19 protein-coding genes and 1 pseudogene are annotated in these 23,608 nt (G+C 61.3%); 5 read left to right on the top strand and 15 right to left on the bottom strand.

Annotated elements, in window-relative coordinates; translation table 11 throughout:
• The 3 genes and pseudogenes from Q0L30_RS14060 to Q0L30_RS14050 all read right to left on the bottom strand — a co-directional run.
• Positions 1 to 212: pseudogene (locus Q0L30_RS14060) on the bottom strand (electron transfer flavoprotein subunit beta/FixA family protein); the annotation flags it as partial.
• A gap of 50 nt (positions 213 to 262) precedes the next feature.
• Entirely contained in the window at positions 263 to 1,570 is a 1,308-nt protein-coding gene (locus Q0L30_RS14055; RefSeq protein ID WP_296657260.1) for an MFS transporter, read from the bottom strand.
• Positions 1,571 to 1,745: 175 nt separating this feature from the next.
• The gene (locus tag Q0L30_RS14050) at positions 1,746 to 2,510 is read right to left on the bottom strand and encodes a helix-turn-helix domain-containing protein (RefSeq protein ID WP_296657258.1); all 765 of its coding nucleotides are present in this window, start codon (positions 2,508 to 2,510) and stop codon (positions 1,746 to 1,748) included.
• Between the two features lie 178 nt (positions 2,511 to 2,688).
• Between Q0L30_RS14050 and Q0L30_RS14045 the strand changes: the two genes are divergently transcribed.
• The 5 genes from Q0L30_RS14045 to Q0L30_RS14025 all read left to right on the top strand — a co-directional run bounded on the left by Q0L30_RS14045 (position 2,689) and on the right by Q0L30_RS14025 (position 8,276).
• Positions 2,689 to 3,513, top strand: coding sequence for a crotonase/enoyl-CoA hydratase family protein (locus Q0L30_RS14045; RefSeq protein WP_296657257.1), 825 nt, complete (start codon positions 2,689 to 2,691; stop codon positions 3,511 to 3,513).
• A 64-nt stretch (positions 3,514 to 3,577) separates the two neighbouring features.
• Positions 3,578 to 4,732, top strand: a complete 1,155-nt coding sequence (locus tag Q0L30_RS14040) for an acyl-CoA dehydrogenase family protein (RefSeq protein ID WP_296657256.1) — start codon at positions 3,578 to 3,580, stop codon at positions 4,730 to 4,732.
• The gene (locus tag Q0L30_RS14035; protein WP_296657254.1) at positions 4,729 to 5,799 is read left to right on the top strand and encodes an acyl-CoA dehydrogenase family protein; all 1,071 of its coding nucleotides are present in this window, start codon (positions 4,729 to 4,731) and stop codon (positions 5,797 to 5,799) included. The genes Q0L30_RS14040 and Q0L30_RS14035 overlap by 4 nt, the downstream gene beginning before the upstream one ends.
• A 26-nt stretch (positions 5,800 to 5,825) precedes the next feature.
• On the top strand, positions 5,826 to 7,064 hold the full coding sequence (locus Q0L30_RS14030; RefSeq protein WP_296657264.1) for a CaiB/BaiF CoA-transferase family protein: 1,239 nt from the start codon (positions 5,826 to 5,828) through the stop codon (positions 7,062 to 7,064).
• A gap of 105 nt (positions 7,065 to 7,169) precedes the next feature.
• Positions 7,170 to 8,276, top strand: coding sequence for a porin (locus Q0L30_RS14025; RefSeq protein WP_296657251.1), 1,107 nt, complete (start codon positions 7,170 to 7,172; stop codon positions 8,274 to 8,276).
• A gap of 56 nt (positions 8,277 to 8,332) precedes the next feature.
• Here Q0L30_RS14025 and Q0L30_RS14020 read toward each other — a convergent pair whose 3' ends face one another.
• The 12 genes from Q0L30_RS14020 to Q0L30_RS13965 form a co-directional block, all read right to left on the bottom strand.
• Positions 8,333 to 9,115, bottom strand: coding sequence for an OmpA family protein (locus tag Q0L30_RS14020; protein WP_296657249.1), 783 nt, complete (start codon positions 9,113 to 9,115; stop codon positions 8,333 to 8,335).
• 183 nt (positions 9,116 to 9,298) lie between these two features.
• Entirely contained in the window at positions 9,299 to 10,867 is a 1,569-nt protein-coding gene (locus Q0L30_RS14015) for a PAS domain-containing methyl-accepting chemotaxis protein (RefSeq protein WP_296657246.1), read from the bottom strand.
• A gap of 460 nt (positions 10,868 to 11,327) precedes the next feature.
• Entirely contained in the window at positions 11,328 to 13,310 is a 1,983-nt protein-coding gene (locus tag Q0L30_RS14010; RefSeq protein WP_296657244.1) for a methyl-accepting chemotaxis protein, read from the bottom strand.
• Positions 13,311 to 13,396: 86 nt separating this feature from the next.
• On the bottom strand, positions 13,397 to 15,202 hold the full coding sequence (locus Q0L30_RS14005; protein ID WP_296657240.1) for a methyl-accepting chemotaxis protein: 1,806 nt from the start codon (positions 15,200 to 15,202) through the stop codon (positions 13,397 to 13,399).
• 968 nt (positions 15,203 to 16,170) lie between these two features.
• Positions 16,171 to 16,935, bottom strand: coding sequence for a cytochrome c1 (locus Q0L30_RS14000; RefSeq protein ID WP_296657238.1), 765 nt, complete (start codon positions 16,933 to 16,935; stop codon positions 16,171 to 16,173).
• 21 nt (positions 16,936 to 16,956) lie between these two features.
• Entirely contained in the window at positions 16,957 to 18,336 is a 1,380-nt protein-coding gene (locus Q0L30_RS13995; protein WP_296657235.1) for a cytochrome bc complex cytochrome b subunit, read from the bottom strand.
• On the bottom strand, positions 18,337 to 18,957 hold the full coding sequence (gene petA, locus Q0L30_RS13990; protein WP_296657233.1) for a ubiquinol-cytochrome c reductase iron-sulfur subunit: 621 nt from the start codon (positions 18,955 to 18,957) through the stop codon (positions 18,337 to 18,339). It abuts the gene before it with no gap.
• A 244-nt stretch (positions 18,958 to 19,201) separates the two neighbouring features.
• Entirely contained in the window at positions 19,202 to 19,852 is a 651-nt protein-coding gene (locus Q0L30_RS13985) for a c-type cytochrome (RefSeq protein ID WP_296657230.1), read from the bottom strand.
• Between the two features lie 335 nt (positions 19,853 to 20,187).
• A complete protein-coding gene (locus Q0L30_RS13980) occupies positions 20,188 to 22,320 on the bottom strand; it encodes a 4Fe-4S binding protein (RefSeq protein WP_296657227.1) in 2,133 nt (710 codons plus the stop codon).
• Positions 22,321 to 22,419: 99 nt separating this feature from the next.
• Positions 22,420 to 22,911 carry a c-type cytochrome gene (locus tag Q0L30_RS13975; RefSeq protein ID WP_296657225.1) on the bottom strand — a complete coding sequence of 164 codons (492 nt, stop codon included), beginning with the start codon at positions 22,909 to 22,911 and terminating at the stop codon, positions 22,420 to 22,422.
• Positions 22,912 to 22,986: 75 nt separating this feature from the next.
• Positions 22,987 to 23,337, bottom strand: a complete 351-nt coding sequence (locus Q0L30_RS13970; RefSeq protein WP_296657223.1) for a DUF6516 family protein — start codon at positions 23,335 to 23,337, stop codon at positions 22,987 to 22,989.
• Between the two features lie 2 nt (positions 23,338 to 23,339).
• Positions 23,340 to 23,606 (bottom strand): hypothetical protein, encoded by a 267-nt coding sequence (locus Q0L30_RS13965; RefSeq protein ID WP_296657221.1) that lies wholly within the window; start codon positions 23,604 to 23,606, stop codon positions 23,340 to 23,342.
• Between the last annotated feature and the right edge of the window lie 2 nt (positions 23,607 to 23,608).

The raw sequence follows: 23,608 nt of genomic DNA, 5'->3' as shown, positions 1-23,608 counted from the left end.
GTTTCCTGCGCCTGCGCGACGCCGCACGACACGGCGATCACTTCGGTTGCGATACCCGCTTCTTTCAGACGCACCGCCTCTTCCACGGCGATTTCATCGAACGGGTTCATCGACATCTTCACGTTCGCGATATCGACGCCCGTGCCGTCCGACTTCGCACGGACTTTCACGTTGTAATCCACGACTCTTTTTACCGGCACAATAATCTTCATACGGTTCCCAACGTTAATTCAGAGGCAGCGATATTTATCGAAAGCGCGTTTCAACTCAGTTCCGATCCGGCCGTTTCCGGCATCAGCACAAAAGTGATGAGACTGACCAGCGCACCCGCGCAGACATAAGCGATAAACCAGCCGGTCCGCTGATGCGCACTCGCAGCGGTCATCAGATAAGGCGTCGTTCCGCCCAACAGGGCGACCACGAGGTTATACGTCGAACCAATGCCGACACCACGCACTTCGGTCGGGAACAACTCGACCATGACTGCGGGCGCAATCGCCGTATACAAGCCGTACAGCAGCATGCCGAACATCTGGACCAGCAATATCGACGTGAAGCCGGGGCCGATGGATTTGATCACCGGGTAGAGGAACAGCACGTAGCCGAGGGCGAATACGATCAGTTGCGGACGGCGGCCGATGCGGTCGGACAGGGCCCCAAACAGCGGCTGGCTGATCATGAACAGCGCAATCGAGGCCGTGCTTGCCGCGAATGCCGTGGAGGGTTCGGCGCCGGCTTGATGGATCGCATACACGGGGATGAAGCTGACGAACAGATAGAAGCTGAAGGCGCCGAGCACGGTGACGCCGACGAGGCGCAGCGTCGCTTTCGGGTGATGCGTCCAGCACCACCACGGCGAGCGTTTGCGGATCGCACCCGCACTACGCAGCTTTTCAAACGCGGGCGTTTCTTCGACACGACGTCGCATCCAGAGTCCGATCAGCGAGCTGAATCCACCGAGCGCAAACGGAATTCGCCAACCCCACGCTTCGAGTTCCGCTTTTGTCAGCACGTGCGTCATGATCAGCGCAAACGCGGATGCAGCAAGGATGCCTGCCGCAACGCTAAGAAACTGGAAGCTGGAATAAAAACCGCGTTTGTTGCGCGGTGCCGATTCCGCAAGGAACAGTGTCGCGGTCGCGTACTCGCCGCCAACGGACAGCCCCTGAAGGACCCGCATCAGCGCCATCAGCAGCGGTGCGGCAAGGCCGATGGTCGCGTACGTCGGCAGGACGGCAATCACGAACGACGAGCAGGCCATGGCCATGATGGCCAGCATCAGACCGCGACGCCGCCCGACCCTGTCCGCAAATGCACCAAGAAGCCAGCCGCCGAGCGGGCGCGCCGCGAAGCCGATTGCAAATACCGCGAAAGCGGACAGCAAGGCTGCAGTCGGATTCTCGGCAGGGAAAAACTGTTTTGCGAAATAAATGGCGAAGGTTGTGTAGATCATCCAGTCGAACGATTCGACTGCGTTGCCAACTGTGCCGGCAATGATCGAGCGCGTGGTGCGGCTGCCTGTTGCCGCGGGCACGCTCATGGTCGGGGCCGTTTCGGATTGCGCGTTCATTCGTGTCTCCATGTTTTATTCGCCCGTCGTCGTTAAGGCGTACGCGCAGTATTGGAGACTCAGTGCAGTGTGCACAAATAGGAATCTACATATGTAGAGGTTTCAGGCGACGCTTGCTTCGCAAGGCCTGCCGCTGCGACATGGCAGATCGGCGGCTTGCGCCGAATCCGCCGAATCAGAGGGTCGCGGGTGCCGGAAATGCCATTTTTGCCTCGTCGATACAGCGCTGCATGATCTCGACAATGCGCGGAATCTTCGCATCGACTCGCTCGCTGGGTCCGCCAACGCCAATACCGATACGGCCGTAAAGATCCGGCAAGCGCAGCGGCATCGCAATCACGGTTGCGTCGCGCGTCACCATGCCTTGCGATAGTGCGTAGCCCTGGCGGCGCGTGCGTTCTACTTCACCCATCACATATTCTTCGCTGATGGCCCGCGCGCTACGGCCAAGGCGCTGGATCGTCTGCAGCACGAGCTTGAGAATCACGGCATCGGGCTGCACGCTCAGGATGGCCCATCCGATACCCGAGAGGCACAGCGCGCGTCGCGATCCGACCGGCGTAAAGAAGCGCACCTGATATTGGCCCGGGATCACGTGCGCGTAGTGCACGAATACATCGTTCTGCACGCCGACGATGACGGTCTCGCCGCACTGGCGGGATACGTTCTCCGCCAATGCCTGCACTTCGCTGTGGGCCACGAGGGATTCGAGTACCCAGTCGCCCAGCACGGCAATCTGCATCGTCGGGAAATAGGCCTTGATTTCGCGGTCGTAATTCAGATACCCGAGCGTTGCCATGTCCTTCAGCAGCACCGCCGTACTCGATAAAGGATAGCGGCAGTGCGCCGAGATTTCACGCACGGCCAGCGGCCGCCGCACGTCCCTGAAATATTCCAGCACCTCGAATACCCGCTTCGCACTTTTGATCACACCATCCATGCCGCCTCCTCCAGATCACCGACCGGATTGACCGATCTACATATGTGTATCAGGAGTTTTATCTGCCGACAATCGTGTTCTACGCTCGGTCCATCACGCTGACTGAACGGGGACAGACCCACGGTCAGCAAAATACGGCACCGAAATAAGGCACCGAAATAAAACAGGAGACAACCTCATGGAAGAAATATTGCTCTACGAGCAGCACGATGGTGTCGTCACGTTGACGATCAATCGTCCGGAAATGCGCAATGCGATTTCCGACCCGGACATGCTTCATGCCCTGATTGCGGCAGCCGAACGCATCAACCTCGACCGATCGGTACGAGCGGTGATCCTCACCGGCGCAGGCACCGCATTTTCATCGGGCGGCAACGTCAAGGCCATGCGCGAGCGTCTCGCAAGCGGCGGGCATGGCGAGAGCGTCAACACGCGTTACCACTACCGCGACGGCATCCAGCGCATGGTCAGTGTGCTGAGCAATCTGGAGGTGCCCTTGATCGCCGCCGTAAACGGCCCCGCGATCGGTGCGGGCAACGATCTGGCCTGTATCTGCGATATCCGGATCGCCGCCGACACCGCGGTTTTTGCGGAGAGTTTCGTCAAGATCGGCATTATCCCCGGCGATGGAGGCGCATGGCTTCTGCCGCGCGCGGTGGGTATGTCGCGCGCCTGTGAAATGGCATTTACCGGCGACGCCATCGACGCGCAGACGGCGCTCGCATGGGGACTCGTGTCGCGCGTCGTGCCAGCCGAGCAGTTGCTGGACGCCGCGCGCGATCTGGCACGACGCATCGCTCGCAACCCCGGTCACGCACTCAGGATGACCAAGCGTCTGATGAAGGAGGGGCAGCATGCCCGGCTGGACACGTTGCTTGAACTGTCCGCCGGATTCCAGTCGCTCGCGCATCAGAGCGCGGATCACCGGGAGGCACTGGACGCCTTGCTCGAAAAACGCCCGCCCCGTTTCAATGCCGGGTTCAACGCCGGTTTCAACACATGAAGCGGCGCGATCTCGCGGTTTCGATGATTTATTTCCTCTGTTTTACTGAGTGAGGTTGTTCCTGATGCAAACACTGACAATTCCTCCGTGTCGCCTCGATGCATCGTGCGACACGTTGCGCGAAGAGGTCCGTGCATTTCTGGCGGAGGTGATGCCCGATGTGCCGGCGGCCGTGCGCGCCAAAAACTGGTCGGGCTCGGATCCGGCCTTCAGCCGGAAGCTCGGCGCGAAGGGATGGATCGGCATGCGCTGGCCGAAGCAGTACGGCGGCCACGAGCGCAGCGCGCTCGAACGCTATGTGGTGCTCGAAGAACTGCTGGCGGCGGGCGCGCCGGTCGGCCTGCACTGGGTGGCCGACCGCCAGAGCGGACCGCTCCTGCTGCGTCTTGCCACCGAAGCGCAGAAGCTCGACATCCTGCCGCGCGTGGCGCGTGGCGAAGTGCGCTTTTGCATCGGCATGAGCGAGCCGGATTCGGGTTCCGATCTGGCGTCGATCCGCTCGCGCGCCACCGAGACATCGGATGGCTGGAGCCTGAACGGCACGAAGATCTGGACATCGGGCGCCCATCACGCCGACTACATGATCGCGCTGATGCGTACCGATGGCACCCGCGAGGACCGTCATGCCGGTCTGTCGCAGTTCCTCATCGACGTAAAGGCCGCGAAAAGCAACGGCCTGGAGATTCGTCCGATCCGCAATCTGCTGGGCGGCGCCGATTTCAATGAAGTGCATTTCGAGAACGTCCGGGTGCCGCGCGAGGCGCTGCTCGGCGAACGCGGCGGCGGCTGGGCCCAGGTGACCTCCGAGCTGGCGCTCGAACGCAGCGGTCCGGAGCGCTTCCTGTCGAGCATCCAGTTGCTGATCGAGCTGGTCAACCTGGCCGACGCCGGCAATCCGCGCCATGCCGATTTCGTTGGCCGCGCACTGGCCGATGTCGCGACGTTGCGCCAGATGTCGCTGGGCGTAGCGGGCATGCTGTCGCGCGGCGAAAACCCGGCGTTGCTGGCGGCGATCGTCAAGGATCAGGGCGCATTGCTCGAGCAGCGCCTGCCGCAGGATGCCCACGATCTGTTTGGCGCGGATCTATTCGAGCGGCCGGGTACGTCGTTCTCGGGCGTGCTGGCTTACCTGGTACAGGCGTCGCCGTCATTCTCGCTGCGAGGCGGCACGCGCGAAATTCTTCGCGGCATCATTGCAAAGGGATTGGGCCTGAGATGAGTGAAACAGCAGACATGATTGCCGAAAGCATCGGGCGCATTTTTTCCGATCACGTCAACCGCGAAGTACTCGACGGCATCGAAGCCGGTGTATGGCCCGAGGCGCTCTGGAATACGCTGGAAACGGCGGGCTTTACCGCCATTCTCGGCGAACCCGGCGACGATGCGACGTCGCAATGGGCCGACGCCTATTGCGTATTTCACGCCATCGGCCGCTATACCGCGCCCGTGCCGCTCGCAGAAACCGCGATCGCGAACTGGCTGTGCGCAGCGCACGGCATGCCGCCCGTGCCGGGGCCCCTGACCTTCTTCGACGCGGGCGATAACGCCACGCTGAACGATGACGTCCTGACGCTCGACGCCGAGGTGCGCGCGGTGCCGTGGGCGCGTTATGCACGTGCGTTTGTCGTCGAAGCGCGCGTCGGCGGGCGCAGCGTGCTCGCAGTGATTCCTGCGGGCGCCGAAGGCTTGACCATCGAACCGGGCGCCAATCTGGCCGGGGAGCCGCTGGATACGGTACGCCTTGCGGGTTACCGCACCACGAGCCACGTGGTGACCGGAACGCCTGTCGAGGTGCGCGCATATGGTGCGCTGGCCCGCTCGGCCATGATGGCGGGGGCGGTGGAATCCGTGCTGTTCAGCGCGGTGAGTTACGCCAACGAGCGCACTCAGTTCGGCCGGCCCATCGGCAAGTTTCAGGCGATTCAGCAATCGCTGGCGCAACTGGCCGGCGAGGCAACCAGTGCGCAGAGCGCTGCACTGGCCGCATTCTCGTCGGTGATTGGCAGCCCTGGGCGCTTCGAGACCGCCGTCGCCAAGATCCGCGCCGGCAAGGCAGTGGGGCTGGCTGCGAGCATTGCTCACCAGGTTCACGGCGCAATCGGCTTCACGTGGGAACACACGTTGCACTATGCGACGCAGCGTCTGTGGTCGTGGCGTGCCGAATACGGTACCGAAGCCGTGTGGGCCGAAGAGCTTGGCCGCAACGCGATTGCGCAGCGCGGCGACCGACTGTGGCCGGATCTCACGGCGCATTATGCGGGCGGCCGCACTCACGTGGCGGGGTGACGATGAGCCATGCAGACGAAACGGTGATGAAGGCCGTCAAGACCGTGAAGGCCGCACAACCCGCTGTCGAAGGACGCGGCCCGCTGGCCGGGATTCGCGTGATCGACCTGACCGCGGTCGTGCTCGGGCCGATGTGCACGCGAGAACTCGCCGATCTGGGCGCGGATGTGATCAAGATCGAATCGCCGGAGGGCGACATGATGCGCTCGAACGGCGTGTCCCTGCATCCGGGTATGAGTTCGATCTATCTGGCGCTGAATCGCAACAAGCGGTCGGTCAAGCTCGATCTGAAAGGCGAAGCTGGGCGTCGTGCACTGTCCGGCCTGATCGAAACGGCCGACGTGCTGATCCACAACATGCGGGTCGCAGCGATCGAGCGGCTGGGTTTCGGGTACGAGGCCGTGCGCGCGATCAACCCGAAAATCATTTACTGTGCGACGCCCGGATTCGGGCAGGACGGACCTCACTACGACAGGCCGGCTTTCGACGATGTGATTCAGGCATCGTGCGGACTGGTTGGCGTCAACGCGCTGGGGCAGGACAAGCCGGATTACACGCCCAGCCTGATTGCCGACAAGACCGCAGGCCTCGCCGCAGTCAATGCCGTGTTGGCCGCGCTGGTGTGCCGGGAGCGGCAGGGCATTGCGCAATACGTTGAAGTGCCCATGCTCGAAACCATGACCGCATTCATGCTGACCGAGCATATGGGCGGCATGACGTTTCCTGGTCACCCGGAACTGCCCGCGGGCTACGCCCGGCTTCTGCATGGAGGCCGTCAGCCCTCGCCCACAGCGGATGGCTGGATTGCCGTGCTGCCCTATACCGAGCGGCACTGGCATGCCTTCTTTGAGCTGGCCGGGCGCGCAGATCTGTTCGAAACCCTGGGTGTTGCGAATCGCCATACACGTAATGCCAATATCCAGTCGATCTATACCGAGTTGCGCAAAATTACGCGCACGAAAACCACTGCGGAATGGACTGCCATCTGCGATGAGATCGACGTGCCCTGTGCGCCGATTTATGCACTCGAAGACCTGGCCGAGCATCCGCATCTGAAGGCCGTCGGGTTGTTCGAGGATGTCGAGCACCCGACCGAAGGCAGGATTCGCCAGATCAGGCCGACGGCACGCTTCAGCGAAACGCCGGTTTGCATCCGCAGTCTTGCGCCGACGCTGGGTCAACACACGGAAGAGGTATTGGAGGAAGCCGGTTTATTGGTGGAGGACGGCGCGCCCGGCGCCGGTTGCGTCGCGCAGCATCGATAACCCGGGCGATTTACCACTGACCCGAACCTTTCCCCAGCGGAAAGGTTCGGTTGCAGATGATTAGCAGTGCATCTTATTAGCAATGAAAATAAACAAGGAGACATCGTGAACAAAGCCGTAAGAGGTGGTGCATTTTTGATTGGCGGCATGGCATACCTTCTGTCTGCCGCGTCGGCGCATGCGCAAAGCAGCGTCACGTTGTATGGCACGCTGGACACAGGGATTCTTTACACGAGCAAGACGCCCAATGCTGCGGGCCAGAACGCCGGCTCGACGGTTTCATTCGAAAATGCCGGGTTGTCGCCGACGAATTTCGGCATCAAGGGGACCGAGGATCTCGGCGGGGGTTATGCCGCGAAATTCGATTTGCAAAGCGGTATCGACCTCGGCACCGGCGGCTTCGATAACAACCTGGCTGGCAGCTTTTTCGGGCGTCAGTCGTGGCTTGGTCTCAGCAGTCCCTATGGCGAACTGAGATTCGGCGTCCAGTTCTCGCCGTTCGAAGATGCAATGTACGAACTGGACCCGCGCGAGTTCTCGCAATTGGGCAGTCTGATCACGCTGTATAGCGCGAACATCGTCACGGGGACGTTTTCCCAGAATGCGCTGGAATATCGCAGCCCGAACATCCGTGGGCTCACGGTGCGCCTGATGACCAATCTGGGTGGTCACGCCGGAAATTTCCGCGAGGGGTTCGGCTATTCCGGCATGTTGATGTACGAGATCGGCGGCTTCAAGTTCGTGGCGGGCGCCATGGACCAGGTAGAGGCCAGCGGTACGCCGGAGACGAATGCGGCGTTTATCTTCAGCATGCCTGTGGTCGCGAAAACACTTGGGCTTTCATACACCTTTTCGACCGTCAGGGTCGCGGCATCGTATACGACGTTCAGAGCGCCGGAACTGCTCGGAAATGCGCTGAATGGCGCCAACGATATCTATAGCCTCGGTGCTGACTGGTCTATCACGCCGGCGTTCGGTACCAATGCCGCCGTCTCGTATATACGCGACCCCGATATCTCCGGAAGTCACGCGTTCCAGGTGGCCGGCGGCCTGAATTACCTCCTTTCGAAGCGCACGACGCTGTATGGTCAGGTGGCCGTGGTCAACAACAGCGGTGGTGAGCATATCGGCCCGACCATGGAGAACGGCAATCTGATCGGCGTGACCGGCACCACCGTGGCCGCCAACATCGGCATCAAGCACACGTTCTGATCGCTAAAGGCAAAGTACGGGGCATCCGGATACGTGCCGGATGCCGCCTGCGCGGATCACCGCGGCATTCGCGCGGCCCGCGGCGGCGGCGGCGCGTGGCGACGATCTCGACGCGCGTACGCCACGATCTCCACACGACGGTCCGGCTGCAAGCACGCAATGAGGCTTTCGCGCGGCCGGTTGTCCACGCAATGGTTCGTAATCGGGTCCTGCATCCCGAAACCCCGTGCATCGATGCGCCCGGCGGGAATGCCCTGCTGGACGAGCAGCGACTTCACCGAGTCGGCGCGGCGTTGCGACAGTTGCAGGTTATGCGCAGCGGAGCCGATTCGATCCGTATAGCCCCGCACCTCGATGTGATCGAAGTGCATCCGGTTCAGCTTCGCGGCGATGTTGCGGATCTCGGCGCGGCCGCCAGGCAATACGTCTGCGAGCGAGGCGCGATCGAAGGCGAACAGGGCATCGGCAGAAACGCGCATCACCTCTGCGACTGGCGGAGGCGGTGGCGGCACGGGCGCGCCATGCGCGACGACAACCCAGTGTCCCGGCATCCACACGTAGCGGCCGTGCTGCCAGGTCCAGAAGCCGGGCACCCACACGTTGCCCAGGCGCTGCGGCGGCACGATTTCGTGAACCGGTGCAGGCGGCGCGAACATCATGACCTGCGCATTGGCAGGTGCGATGCCGGCGAACCATGCGGCGGCGAATGCAACGCTGGCGGCGAGAACGGCGATACCGTGGACCCGTTTGGCAACGGAGTCGCCGCTGTTATCAGGGTACTTAGCTTGTTTCATAACGTGCCACACCAAGTAGACAAGCCGAATCAGACGACCTGGCATTCAGCCCGAGTCTCAAGCCTACCCGATATCGCGCATGCACCGGACGCTCCCGGTTCACCTCCCGGTGGCCGTTAGACGAGGCGTATCGGCAGCCCCACGCCAATGGGTTTCTTGATGCGTTTTATCTACTTAGGTAACGGCTATTGGCACGGCGGTCGAAAAAAGACGACGCAACTTACCTCGTCACGCCATCAGCACATTCACGGCGTCTTCAAGCGCCTGGGCCTGCTGGTTGAGCGCGGCCGACGCAGCAGTCGACTCTTCGACGAGCGCCGCGTTCATCTGGGTGATCTGCGCAAGCTGCTCCACGGCAATCTGCGACTCGCCGATCTCGACGCTTTGTCCACTGCTTGCGCGCGCAATGTCTGAAATGGTGCGCGTGAGGCCCGCAATGGATTGCTCGACCTTGCCCATGTCGCCCCCGGCGCTCGCCGCGGCCTGGGCACTTGCCGTCATCAGTTCGAGCGAGTTGTCGATCAGCGATTTGATTTCACGCGCCGCGGCCTCCGACTGCTTCGCGAGCGTACGCACTTCGTTCGCGACCACGGCAAATCCACGTCCGTTCTGCCCGGCCCGCGCAGCTTCGACTGCTGCATTCAAGGCCAGCAGGTTCGTCTGAAACGCGATGCCGTCAATGGTGGATGTGATTTCCGAAATCCGCCGCGAGTGACCTGCCAGTTCGTCCGTGAGCCGTGCCGAGCGGCGGACGGCCTCCGCGGCGGCCGAGGCTGCCTCAGCCGTGCGCTCCCCTTCGGAGCTGGCCTGTTTCGCCGATTCGGCGTTGTGCTTCGCCGTATCGGTGATCTGACTCAGCGTTGCGGTGGTCTGTTCGATTGCGCTTGCCTGCTGCTCCGTACGCGCGGACAGATTGGCATTCCCGTTGGCGAGTCCCGAAGAGGCGTCGCGCACTCTGTCGATCGATCCGCGCGTGTCCATCAACACACCGATGTACTTGCCGTTCATCTGGTTCAGCACGCGCCCGAGACGCTGCGTGTTCGTGTCGCCGCGCTCCAGAAAACGATGATGCAGATCGCCTGCGAGGACCTTGAGCGCGCTTGCGTTCATCTCGGCGAGCGGCGCGAAAATATTGCGGGACAAGTAGACGGCCATCACCCCGCACAACAATGCGGCCGCGATGGCAATCGACCATCCAAGCTGTACGCCCGCCGTATGCACGAGAAGCCCGGACGCCGTGCTGATCGGCACCAGCAGAATCATCAACACCTGAATCGCCATCAGTGCGGTGAGGCGTCCACTGGCCGGAAGATTGAGCACGCGCTGCGGAATGCCGCGAATGCCCTTGCGGATGGCGCGCCCGCCTTTCAGCCGCCACTTGCCCCCGTGCTCACGCTTGAGGTCTTCGTACAGGTGCTCGGATAACGCAATCTCCGCTTCGGTCGGACGCGTGCGCACGGAGATGTATCCGGTGACCTGGCCATTGCGCACCGAGGGCGTGATATTGGCGCGTACCCAATAGAATCCGCCGTCCTTGCGCCAGTTCTTGACGACGCCGGTCCACGGACGGCCGCGCTTGATCGTCGCCCACAGATCTTCAAACGCGCACGGCGGCATATCGGGATGCCGGACGATATTCTGTGCTTTGCCTATCACCTCTTCGCGAGAGAACCCACAGGCGCGAAGAAATGCATCATTCGCGTATTCGATTCTGCCCTTCAGGTCCGTACGAGTAATGATGATATCGTCCTGCGGCAACACATACTCGTGATTTGTGACCGGCTGATTAATACGCATGGGTTTATTCTTTATCGATGTTCTGGATTCTCCGCTTCGGTGCAGAAGCAGCCCCGCCAGCCTTGCGCCCGGGCTTGTCTGGCGCATTCGCGCGCCATGGCCATCAAAAGCGAACACAAGCATTCTCGATCTTGAGTCTACAGCATCCTCTTTTAATCAAACTGACGAAAATCAATTTAGCTTTTACGTCAACGTTTGCGAGAACGAGTAAATTCAGGAGAAGTATTTTCAGCGTTTACCGAGAACCGGGACAAAATAGCGCAGCATTATCTGGAGCGCAAAAAGATCTGATTAAACAGATAAATTTCACAAAAGGGGGCGAACCGTCACGATCCAGGCCAATCCGGGTGGCGGCGCGTTTCTTCTCGGTCTAAACACGGCGGGCGTTCGTTTTCTTCCCGAAAGACGAACCTGACCCGCCGCAGGTCGACCCTCGCGGGTCGAGGCAAGCCGATGACGATCAGGCTGCTGCGAACGCGGATTTGCCGCCGCTGACGACGAATACCGATACCGCCGTCTGGAGTTCTCCGGCCCGATCGGCGAGCAAGGTGGACGCAGCCATCGCCTCTTCGACCAGCGCGGCATTCTGATGCGTGACCTTGTCCATCTGCGACACGGCGATATTCACCTGATCGATGCCCTTACCCTGCTCGACAGATGCCACGGCGATCTCGCCGACAATGGTCGACACATTCCCGATGGTGCCCACCGCGCGCTTGACGGCTTCGCCTGCGGTATTCACCGTGTCGGAGCTGGTGCGGATTGTCTGGACCGTGTTTTCGATCAGCGTCTTGATTTCCTTGGCCGCCACGGCGCTGCGTTGAGCGAGCGCACGCACTTCACTCGCGACCACGGCGAATCCGCGGCCCTGCTCGCCGGCTCTCGCAGCCTCAACCGCGGCGTTGAGCGCGAGGATATTGGTCTGGAAAGCGATGCCGTCGATCACACCGATGATCTCGCTGATCTTCTGGGTGCTGGCGATGATCTTCTCCATCATGTCGATCATCGAATCGACCGCCATGCCGCCTTCGCGCGACACGTCCGAAGCGCCCTGCGCCGACTGGCTCGCGTCGCTCGCGCGCTGCGCGTTCTGATTGACGGTCGTGGCCAGTTGTTCCATGCTCGCCGCCGTTTCTTCGAGCGATGCGGCCTGTTGCGTCGTGCGCTGCGACAGATCGCTGTTTCCCGCGGCAATCTGCCGGGCAGCCGCTGCAATCGAATCGGCGCTCGACCGCACATGCCCGACGAGGCGGCGCAGGTTGCCGGACATATCGTTCAGCGAAAGCAGTAGTTGCGCGCTCTCGTTGGTGCCGACCACCGCAATGTGTCCGGTCAGGTCGCCCTGCGCCACATTTTTTGCGAATGTCACTGCGCTCGCAATCGGATCGGCCACCGACCGGACAATCGCAATCGCGAGAAACGTTGCGACGGCAATCAGAATCACGAGGACGCCCAGCGCGGCTTCCTGTGCTTCCTGCGAGAAGCGCATGTTCGACGCCTGCGTGTTCAGCAGGTCTTCCAGTGTGCCGATCTGGGCGCCATCGACCTTGAAGTCTTCGTCGATTGCACGGGTGAACGCGCCGTAATACTCCTTCGCGGGCAGGTCCAATGTCGACGCATGGATAATGCGCTGCTGCGCCGCCTCCAGCGCCGTCTCCGAAAGCTGTTGTGCCTGCGCAAGCGGCGCACTCAGCGATGCACCGAGCTTCGGATTCTCCCGCGCCATCGTATCCAGATCGTACTTGACCGCATCCGAACGCTCATTGGAGCGATTCACGAGATTCGTCATCTCGACGATATCGGCAGGCGAGGCCGTGCCCTGCGCCAGAATCTTCGCCCCCTTCGCGCGCGTCTTCCCCAGTTCCTCGGTCAGCGCCGGTACGTCCACGAGTGCGCTCAGGATCATCCGGTAGCTGTCGATATCGTGATCGATGGCGAGACCCGATTCATCGAGAAGCAAACCGTTGACTTTCAAAAGCTGCGCAATCAAATTCCCATGACCGACCACGCTCCCCTCAGGATCGATCTGATGGTTGCCGACCTTGTCGCGCAAGGATTGCCAGGCCTGCATCACGCTGTTCCATTGCGCAAGCGCGGGACCGCTTGCATTGAGCCCTTGCAGACGGCTGGTCACTTCGCTGTAGGCGGCATCGGCCTCGCTGGTATTCGCACGCAATTGTTCCGCCACGCCTGCATCCGTGCCGGCAAGCGCGATACTCGACAGGCCTCGATGCTTCTGAGTCAGTTGCACGGCGTGCAGCAGGGCACGCTCGACAGGTATGCCGCCCGCCTCGCGATGCTTGAGGTCGATAGCCGCATTGGTGCCGCCGATGTCCGCGCTGTAAATGAAGAGCGCGGTTGGAATTGCGACCATGCTGAGCGCCAGCGCCGCGAGAATGCCGAATTTTGCAGGTAGCCCGATCCGGGCGAGTAGCGTCTTCATGGTTCGTGCTTTCGAGTGAATGGCCGCCCAACGGATGGGCGGCAAATCGAGCTTTTACTGCCTGCTCAGACTCAATGGGACCGTCGTCAGAACGTCTCCCAATCGTCCGTCTGGCTGGTATCCGGTTTGGTATCGGGTTTGTTGTCGGGCGTACTGGCGGGCCGGGAGATCTGCGCGACCGGACGCTCTTCTACGGACTGCTCCGCCACGCCCTTCCCGGCAGCATGCTTCGCGGCCGGTTTCGAAGCAGCACGCGGTGCCGCGCTGATCGTCGCTTTAGGCGATGAGCCGCCTGTGCGATGAGATGTTGTGCCAGCAACGTTACGGCCTGCAATCTGCGAATCCGCGACCTTGAAAGCGGAAACCGCGTCGCGCAACCCCCCGGCCTGCTCGGCCAGCGACTGCGCCGCTGCCGAAGCCTGCTCCACCAGCGCGGCGTTCTGCTGCGTCACCTGATCCATCTGCACGACGGCCTGGCTGACCTGCTCGATGCCCGTATGCTGCTCGTGAGAAGCGGCTGAAATCTCGCCCATCAGATCCGTGACGCGGCGCACGGCCGACACGACATCCGTGATGGTGCGTCCCGCCTCGTCCACCTGAGCCGTTCCCGCATCGACCCGCTCGACCGACGCGTGAATCAGTTCCTTGATCTCTTTCGCCGCAACGGCGGAGCGTTGCGCAAGCGTACGGACTTCGCCCGCCACCACCGCAAAACCGCGGCCCTGCTCGCCCGCTCGCGCAGCTTCAACGGCCGCATTGAGTGCGAGGATATTGGTCTGGAAAGCAATGCCTTCGATCGTGCCGATGATTTCAGCCACCCTTGCCGAGCTATCAGAAATTTCGTGCATCGTCTCGACCACGCGCCCCACGATGTCGCCGCCGCGCACCGCGACTTCGGACGCGTTCGCGGCCAGCATATTGCCCTGCTTCGCACTTTCGGTGTTCTGACGAACGGTCGCCGTCAATTCCTCCATGCTCGACGCCGTTTCTTCGAGCGACGCAGCCTGTTCCTCCGTGCGCGAGGAAAGATCGGTATTTCCCGTGGCGATTTCCGCCGCTCCGGTCGCGATGCTTTCACTGCTGTTGCGCACCGAGGCGATCAGATTGGCGAGATTGGTATTCATCGTGCGCAGGGCACGAAGCAACAGCGATGTCTCGTCGCGTCCGCTGATTTCGATGCGCGAGGTCAGGTCCCCATTGGCAACCGTTTGCGCAATCGTGACAGCAGTTTGAAGTGGATTCGTAATCGAGCGCGTGATCAGAACGGCCATGAAAATGCCGAACACCACGGCAATGGCGATTAACGCGACAGTCGCTTCGAGCGAAATGCGATAGGTGGAAGCGGCGTCGTCACGTGCAGCGTCGGAACCTTTCTTCTGAAACGCGATATCCGCTTTGAAAGCGTCCGTCACGGCCTGAAACGCGTTTTCCGATGCACCGACGGCCAGACTTCGCGCGGCCGCATCGTTATTCGCCTCCGACTGGTCGAGCACCTGCTTGTCGAGTGCCAGATAGTCGTTCCAGGCCGACTTGATCTGCTGCGTCAGTTGTCCCTCTTCCCCTCCGCTAACGGTCTTTTCATACGCGTTCATTGCGGCGTCGAACTGCTTCAGCGCCTCGTCGTGTGCCGTGCGCTGCGCCGCTTTTTTGTCGGCCTGACTTTCGAGTACGGAACCCAGGGTCGAATGCCGCACGGCATTCCCGGCCATACGTGCCTGAGCGAGACTCCGCACGCCCACCAGCCAGTTGTCGGCAATATCGACCGTGCTCGCGTTGATGCGCGACGCCTCGAACGCCGCAAAACCGCCGACTGCGCACAACAACACCAGCAGTATTCCGAAACCGGCGCCTAGCCGTGCACCAATGCGCACGCTGTTCAAGCTAAAGCCCATTTACTTACCCCCCATGAGACTTTTTAATAAATAAACTTACGTCCGGATGCCCGGTACGGTTCTCCTTGAGGACCACACCCTCGGTGCGACTGGCTCTGTGGCCCGACTTATCGTCGTCGCACCCATCCATCGGCTGCATCTGGCTGCATCTGGCTGTATCGGCCCGCAACCCAAATCTCAATCAATCGAGGTCTTTGTGAGTCCTCGCGAAAAGGCATCGGAAACGCAGGGAACGCTACCCGCACCGATGCAGGGCTCCTGCTCCGAGGCGACCGACTGCAAACGTTTGTTCTCGAATTCGCATTGCATCGCCTCGAAATGCGAATTATTACCGGGGGGTAGCACGGTTGTTGCGCACGTTCGGGCGCAACCCCGTCATGTCATCACGCTCAACGGCCGGTTGTACACGCACACAACATGGTCGCCCGAATGACGCCCCATTTGTTTAACGGTCGTAAGGCTTGAAACTTGAGGTCAGCACGGCAACTTACCCATGGCGCAACACGGCCGCACCGCCTGCGCAGTGTGAATCCGCATAATTCGATCATTGAGGATTGCCTGGATCCACTACGCGAAACGAACGTTCGAAAAACACCGCAACACAAATGCACTGGGAAAGATGATGCGGCACGTCGGCGAACCAGCATAAAAGCCGGATGCGAGGCGGAAACAGAATTGAAACGACCGGCCGATTCCGGTGTGCAAAGGACTGCGAAAAGCGGTTGGCCGACGCTTCGAATCTGCGGGGATTCTGTGCGGATTCAGCGCTGTATCGATTCGATCGTCAGCCGTGGCGGCGCTGTCCGGCCGATTCGCGACGCAAGGCGCGTCGTCGCACGATGACGGGTGCTATTGATGGTGATGCGTAGCGATGGGTGGCGGTGGGTGGCGATGAGTGGCGAAGGCCACGGCACCCGGTAGAAGGCGGAGCCGGTACGCGTACCGGCTCCACACCGCTTACTGCAGAGTTACTTCACGTCTTTCCAGTAGGCTGCGTTCAGGCGCCAGGCGACGAGCGTCAAGCCGGCGAGGAACAACAGTACCCAGACGCCGACACGCTTGCGCGTTTGCTGCTCCGGCTCGGACATCCACGACAGGTAGGCCACGATATCGCCCACCGACGCATCGTACTGAGCCGGCGACAGCGTGCCGGCCGTCACTTGCTCGAAGCCCACGAAGTTGTGGCTCTTCTCACCCGTCTTCGCGTCGACCACGTCCTCGAACTTCGCCGTGCGCTGGCCCTGCAGCTGCCACAGCACGTGCGGCATGCCCACGTTCGGGTAGACCATGTTGTTCCAGCCGGTCGGACGCGTCTCGTCGCGATAGAAGCTGCGCAGATACGTGTACAGCCAGTCGCGGCCGCGCGCACGCACTTCCACCGACAAATCGGGCGGTTGTGCGCCGAACCATGCCTTCGCATCGTCGGGGCGAATCGCGACAGTCATCGTGTTGCCGACCTTGTCGGTCGTGAACAGCAGATTGTCTTCGATCGTCTTGTTCGGAATGCCGATAGCCTGCAGGCGGCTATAACGCATCAGGCTCGCACTGTGGCAGTTCAGGCAGTAGTTGACGAACAATTGCGCGCCATGCTGCAACGAAGCCAGATTGGCGGCCTCGGGCGCACGGTCGAGCGGAAAGCCTTCTTCCGCGTGGACCGGTGCGCTACCAAGCGCGAATGCGAGGGCGACCGACGCCGCGCCCGCGCGCGCCAGTCTCGTAAGCAGTTTTTTCATCTTTACGTACTCCTCGCTCGATTAATGGGCCTTGAAGTTCACACGCTCAGGCGGCTGCTTGAACGTGCCACGCCGCGTCCAGTACGGCATGCCAAGGAAAAAGGCGAAGTAGATCAGCGCGCAAACCTGGGCGATCAGCGTCGCGACAGGCGCCGGCGGACGCGTGCCGAGGTACCCGAGCGTCAGGAACACCACCACGAAAATCGCGTAGAAGACCTTGTGGAAGAACGGACGATAGCGAATCGACTTCACCGGGCTTTGATCGAGCCACGGCAGGAAGAACAGCGACACCACGGCCGAACCCATCACCACGACGCCCCAGAACTTCGACTGCGTGAAGTACATCGCGAGGACCACGAGGATGGCGAGACCCGGCAGGGCCAGCTTCCACTTGCCGCGTGCGCGCACGAGTGCGAGCACGCCGAGCAGCGCGATCACGATCATCAGCACGAGCTTGAACGGATCGGTCGTGGCGCGCAGCATCGCGTAGAACGCGGTGAAGTACCAGACCGGCGCGATTTCAGGCGGCGTCTGCAGCGGGTTCGCGGGGATGAAGTTGTTCGCTTCGAGGAAGTAACCGCCCATCTCCGGCAGGAAGAACACGATCGCTGCAAAGACCATCAGGAAAATGCAAACGCCGAGGAAGTCATGCACCGAGTAGTACGGATGGAACGGAATGCCGTCGAGCGGAATGCCCTTCTCGTTCTTCTTCGCCTTGATCTCGATACCGTCCGGGTTGTTCGAGCCCACTTCGTGCAGCGCGATGATGTGCGCAACCACGAGACCCACCAGCACGAGCGGAATCGCGATCACGTGGAAAGCGAAGAAGCGGTTCAGCGTGACGTCGGAGACCACGTAGTCGCCGCGAATCCACAGCGAGAGGTCCGGGCCGACAAACGGAATCGCCGAGAACAGGTTCACGATCACCTGCGCGCCCCAGTACGACATCTGCCCCCAGGGAAGCAGGTAGCCGAAGAACGCTTCTGCCATCAGGCACAGGAAAATCGCGCAGCCGAAGATCCACACGAGTTCGCGCGGCTTGCGATACGAGCCGTACAGCAGCCCGCGGAACATGTGCAGATACACCACCACGAAGAACATCGATGCACCCGTCGAGTGCATGTAGCGGATCAGCCAGCCCCACGGCACTTCGCGCATGATGTACTCGACCGAGGCGAACGCGAGCGTTGCATCGGGCTTGTAGTTCATCGTGAGGAAGATGCCCGTGACGATCTGGTTCACCAGCACCAGCATCGCGAGCGAGCCGAAGAAGTACCAGACGTTGAAGTTCTTCGGCGCGTAGTATTCGGAGAGATGGTCGCGCCACATCGAGGTGAGCGGAAACCGCCTGTCGATCCAGCCGACAAGGCCTGTCGTCTCCACAGTCTTTTCGGTCGCCATTTACGCTTCTCCCTTTTCGTCCTTGCCGATCACGAGCCGGTGCTCGGACGCGAACATATGGCGCGGAATATCCAGATTCTGCGGCGCGGGTTTGTTCTTGAACACGCGGCCTGCCAGGTCGTAAGTCGAGCCGTGGCACGGGCACAGGAAGCCGCCGGGCCAGTCGTCCGGCAGGTTGGGCTGTGCACCCTCCTGAAAGCGCGGCGTCGGCGTACAGCCCAGATGCGTGCACACGCCAACGGCGACGAGAATGTTCTTGCGCTCGGGACGCGACCGGAATTCGTTCTTGCAGTAGTCCGGATCCGGCATCGAGAAAGGCTTCGCGGTGTTCGGATCGGCCACGTCGTTGTTGGCCTTCTTGACATCGGCGAGCTGCTCGTCGGTGCGGTTGAAAATCCACACCGGCTTGCCGCGCCATGCCACGGTCATCATTTCACCGGGCTTCAAGTTGCTGATATCGACTTCCACCGGAGCGCCTGCCGCCTTGGCTCTCTCCGAAGGCGCGAACGAGCTGACGAAGGGCACAACGGTTGCCACCCCGCCAACGCCGCCCACCACGGTCGCCGCAACCAGCCATGTACGGCGGCTGCCATCGACGTGATCATCTTCCTTGTTTTTCATTACAACCCCCACTTCAAAATTGAATGTTTCCTTCAGCCGCTTTTGCCGAATGCGCGTTCGCGTGCTCAACGCGACACCGCGCGACAAACCTTCGAAGCGCTACCAGTTTTCGTGCTGGCCGCGCACGTAATGCCGCAATGCCGGCATCGTGCGTCACGCGAACCGGCACGACGCCGGGGCGTGTCGCCCCTTCGTCGCGGCCGTCGCGCCGTATCGATGGTTTGTCTGAGCTAGCCGGAGATCCTTAGTGCAGTCCCGAGATGTAGTCGGCCACCGCCTTGATCTCGTTGTCCGAGAGACGCGATGCGATCGCATGCATCGGCTCGCTGTTGTTGCGCGCGCCCGCACCCTGGGTGAACGCGCTCAGCTGATTCGCGGTATACGCGGCCCACTGACCCGACAGGCGCGGATACTGCGCGGGAATGCCCTGACCTGCCGGTCCGTGGCAGCCTGCACACGCCGGCACGCCCTTCTCCGCAATGCCGCCGCGGTAGATCTTCTGTCCAAGCGCGACCGTATCCGCGTTATGCGCGGCGCCCGGCTTCATCGTCTGGGACGAGAGGTACGCGGCAATGTCGGCGATCTGCTGATCGGTCAGTCCGCCCGCCATGCCCGCCATGATCGGATTGACGCGGGCGGCTTGCCCGCTGGCTTGCGGCTTGAAATCCTTGAGTTGCTTCGCGATGTACTCGGCGTGCTGACCTGCGAGCTTCGGATACAACTCGCTCGCGCTGTTGCCGTCCGCGCCGTGGCACGCTACGCAAACCGTCGATACGACTTGCTGCCCACGGTTCGCGTCGGGTTTGGCCACGTCTGCCGCGTGTGCGAGAACTGCACCGCCCGAAAGGCCTGCCATCACTTGAAACATCATCCAGATCTTGCACATCCGATTCATTCGCTCGCCCCGTTTCATTCTGTGGGAGTTAGAGGTATTGCAAAACACGACGACGACCGTACTGCCACAGAAGCGCTCGTGCTGTCCCTATAAAAGACACCAATGCAATGCGTATTTTAAAAAAACCTTGAGGTAGAACGGTTGACCGATAGCAAGCTGTTCGCGAAGGCTGCGCGCGAAAAGTGAATTACAAATAAATGCACGCAATCGCACTTGCCAATCGGGCCGCATCATGCCTTGCCCGGAGCTTACGAAAAACGTGAATCCATGGTCCAGACAGCAAGCGAGGCGACGTACCTTCGTGCGCCGCCTCGATCATCGATCATGCAAGTCGATCAGATCTTCTTGATCGGAATGTAATGCCCGTTGCCTGCCACCGGCGTGAGCGGAAGGCCTTCGCGCTCACGGCGTTTTCTTTCTTTCGACAGCGGCGGGCAAACATGCTCGTCGTAATACAACACCATACAGTCGAGACAGAGCATGCACTCCATCTGGTCGATCTTGCCTTTCTCGTCGATCGCCTGCGAACCGCAGCCAACCGCGCATGCGTGGCACGACGTGCACTCGGGCTTGCGGCGCAGCTGCAGGAACCGGAGGAAACCCGGCAGCGCGAGGCTCGAACCGAGCGGGCACAGATACTTGCAGAACGGCCGCTCGACGAAGATCGACGCACCGATCACGACCGTCCAGAACAGCACGAACGGCCACGAGCGGTTGAGCACGCCGACGAGGAACGTCGTCTTGAACGGCTCGACTTCGGCGAGCTTTTCTGCCCACGGCATCGAGAAGACCGACACGACGAGCAGCACGGCGAACACGACGTACTTCAGCTTGCGCAGGCGATTGTGCCATTTCATCGGCAGCTTGCGTTGCAGCTTTTTCAGACCCGTTGCGGCCGCAATCTTGAAGAGCAACTCGGACAGCGAGCCGAACGGACACATCCAGCCGCAGAAAAGACCGCGCCCCCACACCAGCACGGTAACGGCGATCACGATCCAGAACATGAAGATGAACGGATCGGACAGGAAGAGCCCGATATTCCAGCCGCCGAACAGCGAATGGACGAACGTGAGCACCTGCGTGATCGACGGCTGCGCCATTTCATGCCAGCCCGCAAAGACGATGGCGATCAGCCAGCTCGCGTACTTCGGCCACGAAACCCAGCGCTTGTCGACGCGCTTCGCCTTGCGCACCCAGCGGTCGCGCGTGATGAAGAAGCCGATGACGGCCAGCGCCCAGGCCGCAAAGAAGCCGATCTCGACCGTCTTGCCGTGCCATGCGTTGTACCAGGCCGGTTTTTCCTCTTCGACGTGCGGACGGCCGCCTTCGAGGAAGCGGGCCGGGAGCCAGTACGGCGTGTTGAACGCCGAGAACGACTTCGCGCCCGTTTCCTTGTCGACCTTGTGGCCGAGGAACACGAATTTCCACGGATAGGCCGCGCTGAAGCTCGGGCTGCGCAGGATGAAGATGCCGGTTTCATTGAACGACGGCGCACCCTTCGCTTCGAGCGAGTAGAGGTTCAGGAAGTCGGAGTCCTTGAACGTGAATGCGTTGATGCCCTGGCGGACCTGGATGCGGTCGAAGATGCCGCCGCGCACGAAGCCCGAACCCTTGAACGATTCGGTGCCGTTAGCGACGACGAAAATGGCATGCTCGCCGGGCTTGAGCCGGCTCATGACCTGCGCGTAGTCATACGCGCCGAGCACGCTCTTGCCGATCGACGGCGAATTCAGATAGCCGAAGTACAGATCGAGGTACGGGCGGCCGATGTCGGCCTCGCCGACGTCTTTCGCGTGCACTTCCAGATGCTGGACCGCGCCCATGTCGACGAGATCGTTCCAGCTATAGTTCGTATCCGACTGCACCAGCTTCGCTTGCGGAAGGACCGTTTCCTTCACGATGCCGACCTGGCTTGCGATCGCGACTGCGGCGCGCGAGATCAGCTGGTTTTCGGCAATGGCCGTCACGGTTGCGCCCGAGATGGCGTCAAGGCCCGGAGCGCCGCCTTCGCCGCGCCCGATCTCGAAACGGCCGCCGGCGAACTTGCCGACATATTGATGCAGAAAATCGAGCAGCTTGCCCTCGGGAATCCCGACGAGCAGAATCGGCTCGCTGTGCTTGAGCACACGTACGCCCGCGATCACGCCTTTGGTGTCCATGCCGATCAGCGTCACGATCGGCTTGCCCGAGTAGCCCATGATGTCGACGATGTCGGTCGACAGGAACACGTAGCCCTTGAGCACACGCGTATGGCCATCGTTCGCCCAACCCTCCACATACGGCGGGTTACCCTTGCGTGCCGAGAACTCGTTCGCACCCGGCAATACGCCGGCGCAGTCGGTCCATTTGCACATCTCGGGCTGACTGAACAACTGGTCTGGCAATTCCTGCTCGTAAATCGAAGCGAAACCCGGGCGGGCCGCTACGAGGAGCAGTACTAACAGCATGATCCGGAGCAATACTTTCATTTTTGCCACTTAGAGACGGCCGGTGTCGGAACACCTCCATTTACGAGCGCAACACCGCGCGCCGGCCCGTGGGCAGGAAGCGCGGTGTTGTGGCCGGTGTTACTGTGCCTTCGCAACCATGTAGTCGACGGCTGCCTTGACTTCGTCGTCCTTCAGGCTCGGGTTGCCGCCGTGTGCGGGCATCGTGCCGTTGTTGCCGGTGAAGCCTTCCAGCGCGTGCTTGTACAGCGTGTCCTTGCCCTTCGCGATACGCGGCGCCCAGTCGGCCTTGTTGCCGAAGAGCGGTGCGCCGGCAGCGCCGGTCTGGTGGCACATAAAGCAGGTGCCCTTGAACGTCTTCTCGCCAACCGCCGAGTTATCGCCACCGGCTGCGGCGGTCGCCACGGCTGCAGCGGGTGCTGCGTCGCTGGCGGCTGCTGCTGCGGGCGCTGCGGCCGGCGCGGACGCCTCGACCGCGACGGACGCGACAGGTGCAACCGCTGCCGAAGCGGCGCTGGCCGATTGCGAAGCATCGTCACTCTTGCCGCAGGCCGAGAGGCCGAGCGTCAGTGCGAATCCAAGTCCAACAAGCATCAAGTTACGGGTCTTCATGGGTCCTTCCTCGTTAAAAATCTTCAAGATGCGTCCGTTTGCGCGGCCTCTGGGCCCACGCGCAAACGCAGGCGTCTAGCCCAGCATCGGTTGCGCGAGCAACCGTTCGATCAGCGTGCGAACGTTGCGCCACGGTTCGGCGCCGATCTCGGTGACCGGATCGTCGACGACCTTGCCGTCGACCGTGTGGAAATGGTTCGGAAAAGTCTTCAGCGACTTGTGCACCGGCGCGGTGTCGATGCTCATCTGCGCCGCGTCGCCCCAGCGCCAGTTCATGGCGTATTCGGTCGGGCTCAAGACACGCAGCACCATCTCGACGCCGTTTGCCAGCTTCAGTTCGAGCGCGTCACGGCACAGCGTGACCGACACGACCTGCGTGTTGTCGAAGGTCGCTTCGATCTGTTCCTTCAATTCGATATGCAGCATGATCAGAGTCCCGTTGCCAGCAGCTCGCGCAGCTGTTCCCGAATGGTTTCGCGCGTATCTGCAAGCATCTTTGCGCCGAGGTAGTGATCGTAGGCGGGGTGTTCTGCGACTTCACCCGACGTGATCTTCGCGAGCAGTTCCGCTTCATCGGCTGCGTCGTATTGTTTAAGCAGGAGCTTGCGATCTTCGCGCAAATCGTAAATCAGACGGCTAAACGCGTCCATCTGCACTGCGGCCTCGGAAGGCACATTATGGAAAAAATCAGACATCT

The organism is Paraburkholderia sp. (assembly GCF_024281035.1).
GTDB lineage: Bacteria > Pseudomonadota > Gammaproteobacteria > Burkholderiales > Burkholderiaceae > Paraburkholderia.
The sequence above is the reverse complement of the archived record's forward strand: the minus strand, read 5'-3'. Positions and strand labels throughout refer to the sequence as shown.